The sequence below is a fragment of the Rhizobium sp. NLR10b genome (assembly GCF_019685435.1).
Classification (GTDB): domain Bacteria; phylum Pseudomonadota; class Alphaproteobacteria; order Rhizobiales; family Rhizobiaceae; genus Rhizobium.
The window spans coordinates 1-13,834 of the sequence record NZ_JABDWV010000009.1; the positions used below are offsets into that span (position 1 = coordinate 1).

The window sequence follows — 13,834 nt, forward strand, 5'->3', positions numbered from 1 at the left end:
TTGCATGCCGCTTCAACCCGGAACTCAGCGCCAAATACGACCTCCTCATCAAAGCCGGCAAGCCGCCGAAGGTCGCCATCACAGCCATCATGCGAAAGATCATCCTGCTGGCAAACGCACTCCTGCGGAAAAACCAAAAATGGACACCAAAAGCCGCTTGATCAAAACGGATACTCTAGGCGGTGAAGCGTCCGAGTCGGCTGTGAACCGTCATCTGATCCGGCAATGTCGCTGGCGGCCAGGTCCAGGCTCTCATTTACGTATTGCTACGGAAGTCCTGAACCATCGACAGGTGTATAAGGCAACAGGTGGCGTCGCGGGAGGGCTCGATGGTATCGGATGAGGAGGAAACCAGCCGCGAACCCTACGACCCTGCAGCCGTTCGCGCGCAGCTTGAGCGCATCCTCGCCAGTCCCGAATTTCATGCTCCTGAGCGTGGGCGGCGTTTCCTGCGGTATATCGTTGAGGAGACGCTGGAAGGACGCAGCGAACAACTCAAGGCCTATACGATTGCGCAGGCGGTTTTCGCGCGGGGCGCCTCCTTCGATGCGCAGAATGATCCGGTCGTCCGCATCGAGGCGGGGCGTATCCGTCGCGCACTTGAGCGATATTATCTCGTCAGCGGAAGCAGCGACCCGATCGGGATTACCATCCCCAAGGGAGGCTATTCGCCGCAATTTTCGAGCAGCAATGGCAGCGCGAATCCAGGCGAAGGGAGGGATTTGCAAAACCGCGGAAACAAGAGGGTCGGCCTGGAGCGCTCTGTCGCCTATCGCGATCTTCTGCTGCCGATCGGCGTACCGGCGCTGTTCGGCGTGATCGCGGTTTTGGCTCTCATCCGCCCGTTGGAAGCCTATTTTTCAAGGCCGAGAGCGCCGCCGGCGCCCGCCGCGTCGACGGTCGCGAGCAAGGTCAGCATTGTGGTCGAGCCCTTCGCGGCCCTCGGCGGCAGCTCCGAAGGCGTGAATTTTGCGAAAGGCCTGGCCGACCAGCTGCTGACGAAGCTGATGAAAGCGGAAAATCTTGTCGTGCTCGCGCCCGACAGATCCGACACCCAACCGATCGTTCCGCTGTTCAGTCTGCAGGGAAGCGTGGTTATCGAGGGCGCCGTCCTTCATCTGCATGTCCGAATGATCAATGGCGCCGACGGCACGGTGATATGGGCAAATCAATATGATCGCCAACTGCGCGGCCGGACCTTTCTCGATGTCGAGGACGAGATCGCCATGCAAATCGCTCTGGAGATTTCGAACCGCAAGCAGAGCGCCGCACCGACCAATCGATAGCGGCCTTATCTTGCCGGGGTGGCGTCGATATCAAGTCCCGAGGCACGCAATCCATTCAGGACGCGCTCCTGATCGTCAAGCCGTTGCAAGCGCAGCGAAATTTCCTCGCGGATGTTAGCCATCAATGCCGGCGCATGGCTATGAAGCCAATGCTCTTCCGCTTTGGCCTCCTCGGTCTTCCCGGCGGCCCCCAGAATGGATAGCAGCACGAGACGATGGACGGGGTTCGAGCCGAGATCGGACTTTCGCGACCAGCGCTCCGCCTGTTCGAGATCGCCCTTCATGAATGCACACAGCGCCATGCCGGCTTCGTAGTAGCCACTAGGACCGACGCCCCTGTTGACGGCGATCGAGAGCAGTTCGCAGCCTGATTGCCATTTCCCGGAAAGCGCCAGTCGATAACCATATTCGCCGGCGAGTTCGACGTCACCGGGATCGGCGGCATAGGCCGCCATGCCAGCCTCCAGGGCCTTGTCGATGTCTCCGCGGAAGAAGCTCACCAACATCAGCGCCTGCAGCACGCGGGGATCGCCGGGCGCGAGAGATGCCGCCCGCTCCACCGCAGCGGTTGCCAGTTCGAGCGGTTGAACCGAAGAGGAAGTGCCGAGCTGGTAGCGATATCGCAGCTCGTCAAGATAGACTATGGACAGCAATGTCCAGGACGCAGCGTTATCGGGGAAGCGCTGCGTCGCCTGCCGCAGGCATTCCAGCGTCGAGCCGTGGCTTTGCGCGGTCATGGCCTGACGGTAGCTGTAATAGGCGCGCGTGCAGGCATAGGCATCCTGGTCGCCATTTTGAGCCGGTCCGACGATCTGGTTCGTTCCGGTTTGAAGGATCGCCCCATCAGGATGCGCGATCGCACTGGAGATCTGCCGGGAGATGTTGCCTTGGATGACAAGCTTGCTCTCGGCTTGAAGATCGGCATCGAAGTTCCTGGCCCAGACGACCGCGCCATCCGATTGACGCACCAGCCTGACCGCGGCGCGCAACCTGCTTTTGTCGAGCTGGATATTGCTCTGGAGCGAATAGTCGGCGCCGGCGGCACGCCCGGCGCGCAGCGGATCGGCGACAATGACAATGTCGTCGAAGCGGGCAAGCTGGCCGATCACGTCGTCCCTCAGGCCGCGAGCGATATCCGAACCAGCGCCGGTGGAACCGCTTTCGGAAAAGAATTCGACGATCACCTTCGGATGAGCGGTCGCCGGCGGCGTTGACGCAGTCGGTCGCCCATTCGGAACAGACAATGCATATGCAAGGGCTAAGGCAAACAGAGCAACCACGACGATTATGACGATCCCGAAGCCGTGAGCGGCCGAAAGCATCGGAGCACGCATCTTCCGAGGAGAGCCTTCTTGCGCATTGAACTCTGCGGCCTGGGCCTGCTCCAGGCCGCCCGCCGATGGAAGCGGCAATCCCTGAGCATATTCGAAATGCGGTACATATCCGCCTTTGGGCACGGTGATGATGACCTCGTCCGTGCGCCCCGCGACGAGATAATAGCGCTCGAGCGCCTTTCTGATCCGACCGGCCTCGATCCGGACGACCGGGTCATTCTGCGGGTCAAATGAAGCTTCCCGGCCGAAAACGACATTCGCTATGGTGAAGGCTTTCAGGAACTCCGAGCGGCCGGCAAGCGTCTCATTGACGACGAACTCGAGGAAATCCCGCCCCCGCTTCGGCGCGTGAAATTCCTCGCTTCCGAGAATTCGCTCGACCTGACGGCAGATTTCATCCACCGTCGGCTCAAGACTGCCCAAAACATTGACCTTTGCGTTCCTCATGATCGCCCCACGATAAGTCACGCAATTATCTAAGCTACTTCTAATACATCATAGCGCGCGAGCCCCTGGTTGCAAGCTTTGCTTTAGGGTTCGCCCATAAGGCCACAAATTTGGGCGCGGACCGTTCTTGACGGGAATGAGCGACACCGATTGTCCGCTACCGAACTAAGTTGGCAAGAATGGCTTGCGGTCTGATACAGTAATTGTGACCTCGGGAACAATTCGGCACCTTACTGTCTTCTTATCAATTGCAGACGCGGTACCAATGCGGAGCTAGTTCATGAGCCAAGAACGCGGCCGCAGAAAACTGATGTTGCGGCTTCCAGATATCCGCCATCTGCTGGCGGACGTTACCAACGAGACCCTCGGCGAACTGTTCGAGGCCTACGATCTTGCAGTCGACGCGCTGGCTCGGTTCCGGACCCAGAACCCGAGGGAAGACAAGCTCGTTGCGGAATATGAGGAGCTCTGTCGCGACCTAGAGCAGGAGGTCGTCGTCTACTGTACCAACAGGTAGACCGGCCGTGGCCTATCCGGCACGCTCGGTTTCCACGCTGAGAGCCCGTGCGTCATCATGTTCTGATCCTTCCGCCATTGCCGCAGGCCAGGCCCAGGCTCTCAGCAGCTCGTAAAAGACACTGAGAACGACCGGTCCCAGAAAAAGCCCCAGCAGCCCATGGGCCAGAGTGCCGCCGATCACGCCGATCAGGATGACGGGCATGGGAGTGGAGAGGCCTCTCGCCATCAGGATAGGCTTCAGGATGTTGTCGACAATCGAGATCGGCACCGCAAGGCAGGTAAAGGCAAAGGCGCCGGCGAACGGCCAGGAGAACCAGGCCCAGATGACGAGGGGCAGGAGGACCAGCGCTGGCCCGAGTTGCATGACGCACAGTAAGAAGACGACGAAGGTCAGCGCTCCACGCGCTGGAACGTCGAAGACGGCAAAGCACAGTCCGCAGAGCAGGGTCTGCAGGAAAGCCACGCCGATGACACCGCGTGATACATTCCGCACCGTGCTTCCCGACAGCCGGGCGAAACCGACGCCCTTGTCGCCGGCGACCCGGCTTGCCAGAACCTGTATCGCCGCGGCCAAACGCGTTGACTGGGTGAGAAACAGGCCGGAGAGCATGATGGAGACGACAAAACTCAGCACGTCGCCGCCGATCGAGGCTAGTTTTGCCACAACAGCGCCCATGACCTCACGAATCGGCGCCTGAAACTTGATGATCGTCGAAGCCAGATCGCTGGCGACGCGATTCCAGATATCATGGAGCCGCTCGCCGACGACAGGCCAATTCCTGATGGCGTCAGGCGCTGCCGGCAGGGTAAATTCTCCGGTCCGCAACCTGCCGATCAACGCCTCTACGGTGTCGGCGAAATTGACTGCGACGAGGGCGAGCGGTGCTATGATCAGCACGAGGCAACCGGCGACTATAACGATGGCAGCGATCACCGGCCGGTTTCCGATCAACCGCGAGAGCGTCGCAAACATCGGGTAGAGAGCAACGGCAAGGATGGCGGCCCAGATGAGGATAAGCGCGAAAGGAGCAATCAGCGTCATCGTCCAGTAAGCGAACAATCCGATGATGCCCAAGCGGACCAGATCGCTTACTCTCGCCTCTATCGAAATCTGACCCGCGCCGGTCCCTGGCGTTGTCGTATCAACTGTCTGCTCCATCGTCACATCCGTGAGGTTACAGGCCGGACCCACCATGCCTATGACGTCGTGTCAGGCACGACATGGCGGATGCTGCGGTCCTCAGTGAAGTCGGCCGGTCGTTTCTGCCGTTTCCCCAGATCGGGCTCGTCAAATTTCACTCGTTCATACGGAATGGACTGCAGGATGTGCGAGATGCAGTTGATCCGCGCCCGTTTCTTGTCGTCGGAAGGCACGATCCACCACGGTGCATGGTTGGAGTCGGTCATCCGCAGCATCTCGTCATAGGCGCGCGTATAATCCCACCAGCGCTGGTAGGATTCGACATCCATGGGACTGAGCTTCCATTGCCGCACCGGATCATGGATCCGGCGCCTGAAGCGGCGCTCCTGTTCCTCCTCGGTGACCGTCAGGAAATATTTGAGAAGGATGACGCCGCTTTCGACGATGGCGGCTTCGAAGCGGGGCGCGAGTTCGAGAAAGCGCTGCGCCTTCTTGTCACTGCAGAAGCCCATGACACGATCGACGCCGGCACGGTTATACCAGCTGCGGTCGAATATCACGACTTCGCCGGCTGCCGGCAGGTGGGCGATGTAACGCTGCATGTAGATCTGCGACTTTTCCCGGTCGGTGGGAGCCGGCAGAGCCACAACGCGGAAAACACGCGGGCTGAGCCGTTCCATGATCCGCTTGATCATGCCGCCCTTGCCGGCGGCGTCGCGCCCTTCGAAGATGATGACGATCCTTGCGCCTGACTTCTTCACCCAGGCCTGAAGGTAAGCCAGCTCCACCTGCAGCCGGCCGATTTCCTTGTCATAATCCCAGGATTTCTTCTTCTTTTTATCTTTGCCGTTGCGGGTTGCCTCTGCTTCTGCCTCTCTCGGCTCGTAGTTTTCGTCCATGGCTCTCCCTCCTTCTCTCAACTAGGGTACATTGGCGGCCGGGACGGTGCGGTCGGGCTGGTCGATGTCGCCGATCAGCGTCCGCAAGGCTTCTTCCCTGCCATTGAAAAGATTGTCGGCGCCGATCGCGTTGATCACGCCGGCACGATCAAGAATCGCGCGGCTTTCCTCGCTGAGATCGGCGATCGCGAAGGTGATGTTGCGCTTCGCAAGCATGTCAGCGACAGCCTCGAGCGCGGTCGCGCCGGTGCTGTCGATATAGGTAATGGCGCTTGCATCGAGCACCAGGTATTTGGTTTCGGCGGGAAGCGCCTTGATCACCGAAATCATCCGCAAACGCACGTAATCGGCGTTGTAAAACAGGATGCTGCCCTGGACCGCGAAGACGGCCGCCCCCTCGATCGGACGGGCTTCCGGAAAGCGCTGCAGATCGAAGAAGCCGTGCCGCCCCTCGATGCGGCCAAGAAGGCCATCGCGCGGAAACATCGTCTGACGCAGCAGATAGGCGAAGGTCGCCGCGATCGCGACAATCACGCCGTTAAGGACGCCGAAGCTGATCGCTCCCCACATGGCGATCAGCGCAAAGATGAATTCGATACGGCTGATGCGCCAGATCTTCCTGAGCTCATCGATATCGATGAGGCTGATGGCAGCCGTTGCCAGGATCGCCGCCAGCGCCGGGATCGGGAGAATGCTCAGCGCATCATTCAGGAACACCAGGGCCGCGATCAAGGTGGCGGCCGAAACCAGCCCTGCAAGCTGAGAGACGCCTCCCGTCGACAGGTTTATGGCCGTGCGGGAATCGGACATGCTGATCGGAAACGAGCCGAAAAGGCCAGGTGCGATATTGGCGGCGCCAAGTCCGATCAACTCCTGGTTCGCGTCGACTTCCTCGCCGGTGCGTGACCCGAAGCTGCGCGCCGTCACTATTCCGGCGCCGAAGCTGACGAGAAAAATCGCGGCTGAACCGAGCACGGTCTTGTCGAGAGGCATCTGATGAAATGCTGGCAGGGAGAGGGCCGGCAGACCACTCGGCAGGTCGCCGATCACGGCGATGCCGCGGCCGCGGAAATCGAAGATGGCTGACAGGACGACCGAGACCACCACTACCAGCACCGGGCCTGGAACCTTCAACTGCAGAGCCCGGACGACCCAAAGCAGCGCAAACATGGCAAGGCCGAGGATCAGGGAAGGCCAATGGATGAGGCCGCTCTTGGCGAGCATTTCGAGGAGCGGAGCGATGAGCCCGTCGGATTCGATCTTCACTCTCGTAAAGCGGCCGATCTGTCCGACGAGAATTGAAAGCGACACCCCGGCGAAAAACCCGACCAGAATCGGCCGGGACAGGAAGCTCGCGAGAACGCCGAGCCTCAATAGTTTCGCGGCGATGTAGAAGACGCCGACGCCGATCGCAAGCGCCGAAGCGATCGCCACCCGGTCGACAGCGGTTCCGGGCGGCGCGACCGCGATGATGGCGCCCATGGCAGCGGCAAGCACCGTCATCGTCGCCGCGTCAGGCCCGACGATCAAGAGCCGCGAGGGACCGAAAATCGCGTAGGCGATCGGCGCGAGGATGCTGGCATAGATGCCGGTCTCCGGCGGCAGGCCGGCGATTGCCGGGTAGGCGATGGCGCTCGGCAGGCCGACGGCAGCGATCGACAGCCCGGCGGGGATATCGCTGCGAAGCCAATCCCGGCTGAAACCGCTCAGGCCCCGCAACATTGGAATGCTACCTATCACCGCTGGCTCCTATGCTCTCACCGTTGGTCCTTCCCAGGTCATCACGCTGCTTGGCCGCACGGTCGGGATTGGGCGTCAACTGGCACGGCCGGATCGCAACAACCACCCGTTCGGCAGTGTTCAGCGGCGTGCTGATGGGCGCGGCGTGCTGATGGGGTGGTTTCGTGCGTTGGCGATCAGATCTGGAACGTCGATCGCGATCATGATGCTGATCGAAACACGGCCGCTCCCTTCCGGCCGGTCTGGCACTACCGCTAGATCGCTATCAAACGCCGATATTAGGCCCGTTTCGGAGTCGAGGCTCGTAGCATCGTGTAATCTCTATCGGGTCGCGGCCATCCAGATACTCGAGGAGATCGTCTGCGCTCAGGAGCGGAGGGACGCGACCGGCTTGATACATGCCATTGCGGCCAACGCTTCGAATTCGTCCGGCGCTTGGAAGGCCGGCTACCGTAGGTTCGCGTATTTTACGTCAGCCGCCGCTGCGCCTGTTGTATAGTTTCGACATCTGCTGAGCGCAGTCGGCGGCGGGGGCGGAGATGGCGTCGGGAGATAAAAGTTCGACATATCTATCCGCCCTTGAGACGGCCGAGACTTATTTTCCCAACCAGACGCGGCTGGTACAGCGGCTTTTCTACGTAAACGAGCCCTTTCACAGCATGTGCGAGGATCTCGCGGATGCCGCCCAGGCTCTGGCGCATGTCGAGGCTCTGCCGGAAGCGGTTCGAGAGGCGCGGCGGCTGGAATATGCGGGTCTGGTCGAGGCGCTGCTGCAGGAGATGGGAGAGGCAATCGCCCAATCGAAAGTAGTCGTTCTGGGGCGACCGCCTCTCATCGGTCCGAAGTCTTCATGAAGGCGTCCGTCAAAGTTTGATCCAAGGGAGGTCGGTGCGATGAAAGCAATTCCCCACAAAGTGTCTGGGGCTCAATTTTTCGCCGGCCAACTCATTGCTGGATTGTCGGTGGTTGCGATCATCACATTGCAGCTGGCCTTGCCCGCGCGCGCCCAGGCGCCTGCACCAGCGGCCGCGCCGACCCAGACGGCTGCCGAACAGCCTGCTGCGGCGCTTCTGTCAGACGATGAGCTGGAAGTGCTCGTGGCGCGCATTGCCCTTTATCCGGACGAATTGGTTGCAGCGATTTCGGCTGCCTCGCTCTTCCCGCTGCAGATCGTCGAGGCACAGCGGTTCCTCGAGGCAAAAAAGAAGAATTCCGATCTCAAGCCGAAGAGCGATTGGGACGGGAGCGTCATTTCGCTGCTCAACTATCCCGACGTCGTCAAGATGATGAGCGAAGACCTCGACTGGACGCAATCGCTGGCGGATGCGCTCACCAATCAGCAAAAGGATGTTCTGATTGCCATTCAGCAGCTTCGCGACGAAGCGGTGGAAAAGAACATCATCAAGACGGATGACAAGGTGACCGTCGTTACCGAAAACGAAAATATCATCATCCGACCGACCGATCCCGAGAAGATCTACATCCCGCAATACCCGCCGGAAATGCTTTATGAACCGGGTTATGCCTCGGAGCCCATCTCTTACTATCCGGATTATTACGACAGCTATTATTACCCAGGGGCGGGGTTCTTTGCTGCTGCGGTCACGGGTCTGACCTGGGCAGCCATCGTCAACTGGGACGACTGGGGCGTCTGGGGCGGCCGCTGGGACGGCGATATTGATATCGACTGCAACAATTGCCTGAACGACCGCAATTTCAATGGGAAGCTTAAGTTTAACGACGTCGACTGGAGCAATGTCGACCGCAGCAAACTGAGTATAGGCAAGGACCAGTTTGCGAAGCTGGACCGGTCGTCGATCAAATCCAGTCTCCAGAGCGACAATCGCAACCAGCTGCGCAACAGAGCCAATGATATCCAGGCAAGTCAGAGGCCTGGGAATCGCGGTAACGCCGCACGCGCTGAAGATATCCGCAAGAACACGGCGCAAGGTCTGAAGGCTAAGCCCGCCGCCAATAGACCGGCAGCAAGCGATCGGCAGGGAGCGTCGAGGCCTGAGGCGCGTCCTCAGAAGGCCGCCAATCGCCCCGCCAAGCCTGCCCAGAAATCCGTCAAGAAGGCCAACAAGCCGCAAATGGCTTCGAGACCTGATAATCGCGGACGCCAGCCAAGCGCTCTCGGCAACCCGCAATCCGGTCGCCGGGAGGCCGTCTCCTCGCACCGGGGGGCGCAGAGCATGGGCCAGCGTCCTTCGGCCCGTCCACCTCAGTATAGCCGCCCTTCAGGCGGCGGCGGTGGCCGCGGTGGCGGTGGTCGTGGCGGCGGTGGCCGTGGCGGCGGTGGACGGCGGTAAGACCTGTTTCCAGCTCAGGGAGTGACATCATGAGACGCCAATCGACCGTAATTTCGCTCATGTTCGCAGCAGCGCTGTGCACGTTTTCGGCAACGCCGACGCTCCTACTGGCGCAGACGGATCTCTCCGCGTACAAGGCGGCGACGTCTTCGCCGAAGTTCGACAGCGCGCAGCTTGCGATCGACAAACTGAAGTCGGTGCTGGCTTCCAACAATATCGACGATCTTGCCGCCTTGCTCGGCCTCAACGCCGACAAGCTCCGTTCCAGCAACGAGGCGATGATCGCCTACGGATTGATCCGGGAGGGCGCAGAGCGCCAGGTGGTTCTGAAGGATCTCGGCAATCTGAAGGTCGCCGCGATCGGCGATCGGCTTTGGCCGCTGCCGTTTCCGCTGGCCGAAGACAAGGACGGCAAATGGTTCTTCGACACGCAGCGTGGCCTTGAAGAAATCATCAATCGCCGCGTCGGCGAGAACGAGCTCGCCACCATCGATACCATGCACGAATATGTGGCGGCCCAATACTGGTACGCATCCGAGGATCGTGACGGCGACGGCATCTATGAGTTCGCGAAGAAATTGATCAGCAGCCCTGGCAAGCTCGATGGCCTTTACTGGGATCCGAGCGTCTACCCCGAGGAAAGCCCGGCAAGCGCGCTGGTCGAAACGGCCGCGTTCGGAGCCGCCAAACGCGGCGAGGGTTACTACGGCTATCGCTACCGTATCCTGACATCCCAGGGAGACAATGTCCTTGGCGGCAAGCAAAGTTATGTCATCAACGGCTATATGACCGGCGGTTTTGCGCTGATTGCCTGGCCGGTCAAATATAGGGTGACCGGCGTGCAGACGTTCATGGTCAACGGAATGAGCGTCATCTACCAGCGTGATCTCGGCCCGACGACGGAAGAGCAGGCTGCGGCGATCAAGGATTTCAATCCGGACGCAAATTGGACCGTCGTAAAGGATTAAGGTTTCAGCCGGCGCCGCCCTGCGCCACCGGCTGTTGTGGGGGCGGGGCAGCTGCCATGGCGCGGTTGGAGTATCGCCGCTCGCCCGTGACCTCGCGCCCCAGCCATTGCGGCAGGTTGAACCGGTCATCCTCACTCGCCATTTCGATTTCGGCGAGTATTAATCCCTGGTAAGCGCCGGCGAACACGTCCACCTCCCAGCTTTGGCCGTCATGCAGGACGCGGTATCGGGTCTTTTCAAGGACATGACCTGCGTGGAGAAGGAGATCGCGTGCCTCCTCGACCGGAATGTCATACTCAAATTCCTCGCGGGCTAGGCCTGGCGAGCGGAATTTGATTGTCAGGCGCGCGGAACGCCCGTCGATCAGGCGGACGCGCACGCAGTTCTGATCGACGCCAAGATAGGCCTGTTGCAGGACGCGCGGCGCGTCGGCGTAAACGCGCCAACTGTCGTCCCGGACCAGGAACTTTCGCTCGATCTCTATCGCTTTCAACAGGATATTCCCTCGCTCGTGCCTGCTCTTTGGCGTCAGTCGACAGGGGGTTCCCAAGTGAGGAAGAAGCCGACGTCTCCAGGCATCCCGTCGGGGAAATTGATGATCATCGCCTTCAGACCGTAGCCTTGCGGCTTGGCGACCTCCTCGAACAGTCCATACAGCTCCTTCGCCTTCCCCTGCAGCGTCTTCTGCCATCCGGCAAGGTTATTGTTGATCGCGCGGCCGCTGTCCGTGCAGAAGGTCGATGGAAAGCTGTAGATCAGCGCCTCGTATTTGCCATCCGCGGCCGCTTTCATCACCAGGCGTTTGATGACGGCGCGTTCCGCTTCTCCAATCTGCTTGCGGAAGAAATCCTCGACAAAATCAGCATGTTTCTTCGCTTCACGCGCCTTGATCTTGTCGCTGCGCTCCATTTCCACGAGCTGGAGTTCCAAAGCGCGCTTGCGCAGCTCCTCGGCGCTCGTCATAGCATGGGATGTGGACGTTTCAGGTGATGTCATCGCCGCCTCCTCCGGAATGTTCAGGTGATGATAGAGTGCACGGAGAGACGAAGGCAGTAAAATACATGTCCGCCCCGGTAGGATACGGTATCCTACGCCGGTACGAGCTATACAGGCCTGTATTGGCCCCTGGCGACCGTTGAATAAAGCGATCCTTAATTAGCTTATTCTTCTGAAGAGCATTGCCGTTGTGTCGACGCAGGTCTATCGTCGATGACTGCATGCTGCAGGTTGTTCGCAATCGGAGTCTGGGGGAGCCGATGCCAAATGCAGACGTTGACAGGGCGAGCAGCGACATTTCTTCACCCGAAGAGGTGCAGCGGCAACTTGAGCGTATTCTGTCCAGTCCCGAGTTTCGTCTTCCGGAGCGAGCGGGGAGGTTCCTCGAATTCGTGGTGACCGAGACGCTTGCCGGCCGTCGCGACTACCTGAAGGCATTTACCATCGCGCAGGCGGTTTTCGGCCGAGATGCAAATTTCGATGCTCAGCAGGATCCCTGTGTCCGTATCGAAGCAGGACGACTGCGCAGGGAACTGGAACATTATTACCTGACCGCCGGCGCCGCGGACCGGGTCGTCATTACAATTCCCAGAGGCGGCTATGCGCCTGTCTTCGAGGTGAGGCAAGGAGCCCAGCCTGCAGATATGCCGCAAACCGGACAGGCCGCTCCGCTGACACCTCCGGCAGATGAGGGGCAGCAAGGCGCCCGGGCAGCGGATACGGACGGCCGAGACAAGGCGAACCGGCGTGTGGCATGGTCCCGATATTGGCTTTCCGCAGGAGGCGCGGCGGTCGTGTTCGCCGCCGCCGCCGCGATGCTTCAGCACGGGGGGACGTTCAAAACCGAAAACGACATGCCGTCTGGAGCCGTCGGCCACCCCATCATTGTCGTCGAACGTTTCGAAAGCGCCTCCGGCAGCGGGGTTGCATCCGACATTTCCCGCGGCATCACCGATGACATCATCGAAAAGCTCGTTCCCTTCAATGACATCGTCGTCGCCGCCGCTTTGCCGCGCAATCGGGAGGGCCAGTGGTCGTCGCAACCGATCTATGCCTTGCAGGGGAGTATCAGGCTGGAAGGCGAAACGCTGCGCTCGACGGCCAGACTTGTGCGGCGAGCCGATGGCACCGTCATCTGGGCAAACAATTACGATGCGGACATGAAGGTCCAGGGCGTCTTGCAGGCGCAGGCAGGTCTTGCCGAGGACATTGCGACGGCGGTCGCGCGCCCATTCGGCGTTATATTCGAGGCGGACACCGCCAGCATCGCCGGAAACGCGGACGCGTTTTCCTGCATTCTGTCCTACTACAGCTATCGGAGCGAAATGACCCCGCAGGCGCAGGAAGCGGCAAAATCCTGCCTGCAGCATGCTGTGGAAAAGATGCCCGATGATTCCAATGTCACTGCCTTTCTTTCGCTCACCTATCTCGACGAATTCCGCTTTCCATATCAGCTGAACACGAAACCAACCGCCGCCACGCTGGCGATTGCCAAGGAGCTTGCCGAACGCGCCGTGCGTCTCGATCCGAAGAATGCCCGAGCTCTGCAGGCGTTGATGCTTGCCAACTTTTTCGGCAATGACCCAACCGAGGCCTTGCGGGCCGGCGAAGCTGCGTATGCCAGCAATCCAAACGACACCGAAGTGGCGGGCGAATACGGCCTGCGCCTGGCGATGTCGGGAAAATGGGACAGGGGCTGCGAGCTGATTTCGGAGGCGGTCGGCAAGAATGCCGGACCACAGGGATACTATGAGGTAGGAATGGCGCTCTGCGCCTTCATGCGGGGCGATATCCAGGCTGCCGAATTATGGTCGCGCATGTCGGACCTCAACTACAATCCGATGCATCGCCTCGTCCTGCTTTCGATTCTCGGCACCCTCGGAAAATCGGCGGAGGCAAAGGAGCAAATCGACTGGATCGAGGCCCGATCGCCCGCCTTGATCCCGAATGTCCGGCGGGAGGTCGTCCGGCGGCTGGCAAGAATCGAGGACCAAGAACGATTCTTCTCCGGGCTGGAGGCTGCCGGCCTGCCAGTTCAAAACGGCCAGCCGGCGAATTGACGGCGGTGTGTCCGACCGGCTGTCCTCGCCATCGGCCGAACGACGCGCAGGGTGCTGTTACCTGTAACATACAGGATCATACATGCCTGCGGATGCGTCTTTGGCCCAATCTCTTCCATGCAGGACCGGGTC

12 protein-coding genes are annotated in these 13,834 nt (G+C 60.3%); 6 read left to right on the plus strand and 6 right to left on the minus strand.

Annotation, left to right across the window (positions count from 1 at the left end):
* Positions 1–329: 329 nt before the first annotated feature.
* Positions 330–1,286 (plus strand): hypothetical protein, encoded by a 957-nt coding sequence (locus HJB91_RS16005; RefSeq protein WP_221146771.1) that lies wholly within the window; start codon positions 330–332, stop codon positions 1,284–1,286.
* A gap of 5 nt (positions 1,287–1,291) precedes the next feature.
* Here the strand turns inward: HJB91_RS16005 and HJB91_RS16010 are convergent, their stop codons facing one another.
* A complete protein-coding gene (locus HJB91_RS16010) occupies positions 1,292–3,067 on the minus strand; it encodes a hypothetical protein (protein ID WP_221122586.1) in 1,776 nt (591 codons plus the stop codon).
* Between the two features lie 280 nt (positions 3,068–3,347).
* Here HJB91_RS16010 and HJB91_RS16015 point away from each other — a divergent pair, with 280 nt between their 5' ends.
* A complete protein-coding gene (locus HJB91_RS16015) occupies positions 3,348–3,584 on the plus strand; it encodes a hypothetical protein (RefSeq protein WP_210628818.1) in 237 nt (78 codons plus the stop codon).
* 12 nt (positions 3,585–3,596) lie between these two features.
* Here the strand turns inward: HJB91_RS16015 and HJB91_RS16020 are convergent, their stop codons facing one another.
* From HJB91_RS16020 to HJB91_RS16030, 3 genes are read right to left on the minus strand one after another with little or no spacing between them, the layout of a single operon-like run.
* The gene (locus HJB91_RS16020) at positions 3,597–4,745 is read right to left on the minus strand and encodes an AI-2E family transporter (RefSeq protein ID WP_210628817.1); all 1,149 of its coding nucleotides are present in this window, start codon (positions 4,743–4,745) and stop codon (positions 3,597–3,599) included.
* A 38-nt stretch (positions 4,746–4,783) separates the two neighbouring features.
* The gene (ppk2, locus tag HJB91_RS16025) at positions 4,784–5,626 is read right to left on the minus strand and encodes a polyphosphate kinase 2 (protein ID WP_210628816.1); all 843 of its coding nucleotides are present in this window, start codon (positions 5,624–5,626) and stop codon (positions 4,784–4,786) included.
* Positions 5,627–5,647: 21 nt separating this feature from the next.
* Entirely contained in the window at positions 5,648–7,348 is a 1,701-nt protein-coding gene (locus HJB91_RS16030) for a SulP family inorganic anion transporter (RefSeq protein ID WP_221124261.1), read from the minus strand.
* 557 nt (positions 7,349–7,905) lie between these two features.
* Between HJB91_RS16030 and HJB91_RS16035 the strand changes: the two genes are divergently transcribed.
* Genes HJB91_RS16035 through HJB91_RS16045 form a run of 3 tightly spaced genes read left to right on the plus strand, consistent with a single transcriptional unit; the run spans position 7,906 to position 10,646 of the window.
* A complete protein-coding gene (locus HJB91_RS16035; protein WP_210628813.1) occupies positions 7,906–8,220 on the plus strand; it encodes a hypothetical protein in 315 nt (104 codons plus the stop codon).
* A 39-nt stretch (positions 8,221–8,259) separates the two neighbouring features.
* Positions 8,260–9,678: a DUF3300 domain-containing protein gene (locus HJB91_RS16040; protein ID WP_210628812.1), complete on the plus strand. Its 1,419-nt coding sequence runs from the start codon at positions 8,260–8,262 to the stop codon at positions 9,676–9,678.
* A 29-nt stretch (positions 9,679–9,707) separates the two neighbouring features.
* Entirely contained in the window at positions 9,708–10,646 is a 939-nt protein-coding gene (locus tag HJB91_RS16045) for a DUF2950 family protein (RefSeq protein ID WP_210628811.1), read from the plus strand.
* 4 nt (positions 10,647–10,650) lie between these two features.
* Here the strand turns inward: HJB91_RS16045 and HJB91_RS16050 are convergent, their stop codons facing one another.
* Positions 10,651–11,139, minus strand: a complete 489-nt coding sequence (locus tag HJB91_RS16050; protein ID WP_221122588.1) for a CYTH domain-containing protein — start codon at positions 11,137–11,139, stop codon at positions 10,651–10,653.
* Between the two features lie 35 nt (positions 11,140–11,174).
* Positions 11,175–11,642 (minus strand): hypothetical protein, encoded by a 468-nt coding sequence (locus tag HJB91_RS16055; protein ID WP_210628809.1) that lies wholly within the window; start codon positions 11,640–11,642, stop codon positions 11,175–11,177.
* A gap of 260 nt (positions 11,643–11,902) precedes the next feature.
* Here HJB91_RS16055 and HJB91_RS16060 point away from each other — a divergent pair, with 260 nt between their 5' ends.
* Positions 11,903–13,702, plus strand: a complete 1,800-nt coding sequence (locus tag HJB91_RS16060) for a hypothetical protein (RefSeq protein ID WP_221122589.1) — start codon at positions 11,903–11,905, stop codon at positions 13,700–13,702.
* Positions 13,703–13,834: the final 132 nt, after the last annotated feature.

What these genes read in the sequence shown, in the direction of transcription:
- HJB91_RS16005 (WP_221146771.1), top strand. Translation starts at nt 330, where the DNA reads ATGGTATCGGATGAGGAGGAAACCAGCCGCGAACCCTACGACCCTGCA.
- HJB91_RS16010 (WP_221122586.1), bottom strand. Translation starts at nt 3,067, where the DNA reads ATGAGGAACGCAAAGGTCAATGTTTTGGGCAGTCTTGAGCCGACGGTG.
- HJB91_RS16015 (WP_210628818.1), top strand. Translation starts at nt 3,348, where the DNA reads ATGAGCCAAGAACGCGGCCGCAGAAAACTGATGTTGCGGCTTCCAGAT.
- HJB91_RS16020 (WP_210628817.1), bottom strand. Translation starts at nt 4,745, where the DNA reads ATGGAGCAGACAGTTGATACGACAACGCCAGGGACCGGCGCGGGTCAG.
- ppk2 (WP_210628816.1), bottom strand. Translation starts at nt 5,626, where the DNA reads ATGGACGAAAACTACGAGCCGAGAGAGGCAGAAGCAGAGGCAACCCGC.
- HJB91_RS16030 (WP_221124261.1), bottom strand. Translation starts at nt 7,348, where the DNA reads ATGTTGCGGGGCCTGAGCGGTTTCAGCCGGGATTGGCTTCGCAGCGAT.
- HJB91_RS16035 (WP_210628813.1), top strand. Translation starts at nt 7,906, where the DNA reads ATGGCGTCGGGAGATAAAAGTTCGACATATCTATCCGCCCTTGAGACG.
- HJB91_RS16040 (WP_210628812.1), top strand. Translation starts at nt 8,260, where the DNA reads ATGAAAGCAATTCCCCACAAAGTGTCTGGGGCTCAATTTTTCGCCGGC.
- HJB91_RS16045 (WP_210628811.1), top strand. Translation starts at nt 9,708, where the DNA reads ATGAGACGCCAATCGACCGTAATTTCGCTCATGTTCGCAGCAGCGCTG.
- HJB91_RS16055 (WP_210628809.1), bottom strand. Translation starts at nt 11,642, where the DNA reads ATGACATCACCTGAAACGTCCACATCCCATGCTATGACGAGCGCCGAG.
- HJB91_RS16060 (WP_221122589.1), top strand. Translation starts at nt 11,903, where the DNA reads ATGCCAAATGCAGACGTTGACAGGGCGAGCAGCGACATTTCTTCACCC.